This window comes from Halomonas sp. AOP30-A1-24 (assembly GCF_052378165.1).
Classification (GTDB): Bacteria; Pseudomonadota; Gammaproteobacteria; order Pseudomonadales; family Halomonadaceae; genus Vreelandella; species Vreelandella citrativorans.
The window spans coordinates 1-3,864 of record NZ_JBQSXL010000060.1; the positions used below are offsets into that span (position 1 = coordinate 1).

The following is a 3,864-nucleotide window of genomic DNA, read 5'->3' on the forward strand; positions in this document are numbered from 1 at the left end:
GTAGCACCATTAAAAAGTGTTAAGGGAACATTAAGAAGATGCTGAGGCCCCATGTTTATAAAAACACCAATAACACCTACAGCTCCAATTGCGACTGCAATAGGTACATTGATAAGCACCAAAGAAAATAAGGCTGCGATAACTACTAGTAAAATCATGGCCGACTCTCCCTTAAATCTTCCTCGGCTAAACGAATTGCTTCTTCGATAGCTTCATGCTCGCTGTCGACGCCATTTTTCATCTTTTTCCAAGCGCCAGGTAGAGATAACAGTTCACAAAGAATAAACAATGCCGCGCTAATAGGGACTGCCGATTGGGTAATCGTAAGGCTAATACTAGGAAGAGAAACCAAGCGATCCCATGCCAGTATGTCCAAGACTCGGTAGCCGTAATAAGCAATTATCAAGAAGAAACCAATCACAATAGCTTCGCTTAAAACAAATAAGCTAGCTCTGATAGCTGAGGGAGCATTGCTTACAAGCCCTGGAAATCCCATATGCGCACGTTTAATGGCTGCCAGGTTGGCACCGTAAAAAGTTAACCAGGCAAGTCCTATAGATGCTACCTCATCGTACCAGGTAATAGAGCTTCCAAAGGTTCTAAATGCCACAGCTGCAAGTACTATGAAAGTAAGAGCAAGTAGCAAAGTAACGGTAAAGATTTCTAATAACTTTTCGATTAGAAACCGCAGCTTTTCAATTAGTGCCATTTTTTATACCCGTTGCTGGACGCATGGGCGTCTGTAATGACGCCCAAAAGGTAAATACTTTTTAATCGTTGGCTAGGCTCATGGCGCGATCTATTAATGCTTGACCATTTTCAACTTGCTCAGCAAACGCCTCATATACAGGAACACTGGCACTGATAAATGCTTCTCGGTCCACTTCGTTAATTTCAACGCCGGAATCTCGCATCGTATCTAGCAGCTCTTGATCCAATTCAGCGCCTCTTGCAAAAGCCCATAATTGAGTTTCAGCAGCCGCCTCGCTAATTGCATCACGAACCTCATCTGAGAATTGATCCCACTTGCCTAAACCGGCGGTTAGCCATATAGGTGTATAAACATGGTTCGTTAGCGATAAATATTCTTGAACTTCGTGAAGCCGAGCGCCGTAAATATTACTGAGAGGGTTTTCTTGTCCGTCGATTACACCTGTTTGGAGCCCAACAAATACTTCTGAAAAAGCCATGGGAGTAGGGTTGGCGCCCCACGTTGAGAACATACGGGTTCGCCAGTCACTTTGAGGAGTGCGAATTCTTAGTCCTTCTAGATCAGTGGGAGTAGTGATAGCTCGGCGACTGTTGGTAATTTGACGAAAACCGTTTTCCCATGTAGAGATAATTTTTAAGCCTTGCTCCTCTGCTCCTTCAGCAAGATCCTGCATAACAATTTCATCATCTATTTTCTTTAAATGGTCACGATCGCTGACCAAGTAAGGAAGATCGAAAAGAGCAAAATTTGGCGCTACAGATGACATGATCGATGAAATTGCAGCTAAGTCGACGGTGCCCATGCGTAGGCGTTGGATAAGTTGGCGCTCATCTCCCAACTGGCCACTATCGTAATATTCAATTTGGATATCGTCGCCTAATCTCTCTTGGAGTTGGCGTTTAAACTCCAATGCGGTTTGGCCTTGCAAGCTTTGGGATGATCCACCAATAGCGAATACAATTTTTTCTTGGTTAGCTTGGGCTTGCGAAGAACACAAGACCAAAGCTAAAGCCGTAGCGCTGAGAGAGAGTTTGAACATGACGAGCCCCTTCTTTTTAGGCTTATTGTGTTTGTCTGGTATGCTGGTTGGATTACCGGACCAGTCGGTAGGCAATTTAGATTCCTATGGCCTTGTTAGTCAATAGGGGGTCGGTAAATATATACCTTTGTCTAAAGGGTGATCATATGTGGAAATCATGGTCGTTTTTGGTCTAGTATATAGACCAGTTGAGATGGGAAAATTTTATGTCTAATTCAGCATTTGCTTTTGAAAAAGCTCTCAAAAATAAAACTAAAAAGGAAGTACTGGTTGAAAAACTAATTGATATGCTTAAAACAGGACTGCTAAGAGAGGGAGATTTATTGCCTAGCGAGCGCGAGTTGGCACAGCTTTTTGAAGTTAGTAGAGAGACAGTACGAGGTGCTCTTGCTCAAATGGCTGCCTATGATTTGATAAGCGTTTCTCAAGGCAGTAAAACACGTATAAGTGCAGATGAGCATGCTCTATCACGTTTTACAGATACCCAAGAGGCTTGCCGGGTAAGCGAGATGGAGAGCTTCGATTTGGACTGTGTTTTCGAGAGCCGGATTATTGTCGAAGCTGCTATTGCTAGGCGAGCTGCTATTAGAATAGATATGGAAGGCATTCAAAAGCTGGAGCGATTGCTTGACGCACAGAGCAAGCTATTCGATTCGCCTGTCTATTTTCAGCTATCTGATCAGAGCTTTCATAAACTTATCTCTGAGTATGCTAATAATTCCTTGTTGTTGCGTTATGCTCAAGAACTCTACGGGTATGGGCTTAGTATACGCCGCCAAGTAATGGTTGAGGACGGTGCGATTGAGCGGAGTTATGGGGAGCATGCTCGCATTGTTGATGCTTTGAAACGCGGTGATCCCGATGCGGCCGAGCGAGCGATGCTTGCTCACTTGGATAGTGTTTATCGCACGACGAAAGAGAAATCAGCCTGTGAAATAGATAAATCCGTAAATTAGCATTTCGGGCATATGTGCAGGATGTTTACGGTTGAATAACAGGCGCCGCTAGTCAAAATTCGTCTTGGACAGGGCTGTCCTCAGTAGGCTATAGGAGGTTAATGCCTGGGATGAATTAACGTTTAAGTGGTGACCGTCGTACCGCGCTCCGTTCCATAAAATAATTCGTTTTTTCGCTAAAATATTCCACGTTTAACATGGGATATAGCCCCCTGTCGGGGGCTTGGTGTGGCGAGGTCTTTAGCATGTTAATAAAAGGTCTCAGGCAGTATATGTCCTGATGAGTTGCTATTTACCGTCTTGTTTAATATTCCCGCTTACCATCCACCAGTCGCGAAACCTTAAAAGGATTATCGTCGCGCAATGCTTCTGGCAGTAAGCCAGCAGGCAGGTCCTGATAGCAAACGGGGCGCAGGAAGCGATAAATCGCGGCGCTGCCGACGGACGTGGTGCGGCTGTCGGACGTTGCCGGGAACGGTCCTCCATGCACCATCGCGTGACCCACTTCAACCCCGGTCGGCCAGCCATTGGCCAGGAGTCGGCCGGCGCGCTGCTCAAGCGTGGGAAGAAGTGATTTTGCGGCCTCCAGGTCGCCATCGTCCATTTGCAGGGTAATCGTCAGCTGACCTTCGAGCTGGTCGGCAACACGCTGCATCTCCCGCGCATCAGCGCACTCAATGACCAGCGAGGCAGCGCCGAAGATTTCGCCCTGAAGCGCGTCATCGTTAAGGAAGTCCTGAGCGCTGGCCACAAATAGCCCCGGTTGGCAGCTATGCGGGCCGCTACCTGACTGACCACGGGCCACTTCCTTGACGCTTGGTTGGCCCGAAAGGGCGGAGACACCGCTTTGATACGCTTCATGGATGCCGGGCGTCAGCATCGTTTGGGCGCCGCTGGCTTTAACGGCTTCCCCAGCGGTAGAGATAAACGCATCCAGGTCAGCGCCTTTGAGGCCAATGACCAGGCCAGGGTTGGTGCAGAACTGGCCGGCACCCATGTTCAGCGAAGCGACAAAGCCTTCGGCAAGCTTGTTGCCGCGTGCTTTCAGCGCTTCGGGGAACAGGAATACCGGGTTGATGCTGCTCATCTCGGCATAAACGGGAATCGGCTCGGGACGCGCCTGGGCAGTCGCCATCAAGGCCATGCCGCCGCTGCGT

The 3,864-nt window shown here is 47.7% G+C and carries 3 protein-coding genes and 1 pseudogene; 1 reads left to right on the forward strand and 3 read right to left on the reverse strand.

The genetic code is table 11. From position 1 onward, the window contains the following. Window positions 1-154 precede the first annotated feature (154 nt). Complete coding sequence (locus ACT3TJ_RS17725) at window positions 155-709, reverse strand: TRAP transporter small permease (RefSeq protein WP_441677563.1); 555 nt, start codon at window positions 707-709, stop codon at window positions 155-157. 61 nt (window positions 710-770) lie between these two features. Then, entirely contained in the window at window positions 771-1,751 is a 981-nt protein-coding gene (locus tag ACT3TJ_RS17730) for a TRAP transporter substrate-binding protein (RefSeq protein ID WP_087111146.1), read from the reverse strand. Window positions 1,752-1,957: 206 nt separating this feature from the next. Between ACT3TJ_RS17730 and ACT3TJ_RS17735 the strand changes: the two genes are divergently transcribed. After that, on the forward strand, window positions 1,958-2,707 hold the full coding sequence (locus ACT3TJ_RS17735) for a FadR/GntR family transcriptional regulator (protein ID WP_087111148.1): 750 nt from the start codon (window positions 1,958-1,960) through the stop codon (window positions 2,705-2,707). A gap of 304 nt (window positions 2,708-3,011) precedes the next feature. Here the strand turns inward: ACT3TJ_RS17735 and ACT3TJ_RS17740 are convergent. Then, window positions 3,012-3,864, reverse strand: a pseudogene (locus tag ACT3TJ_RS17740) (aldehyde dehydrogenase (NADP(+))); the annotation flags it as partial.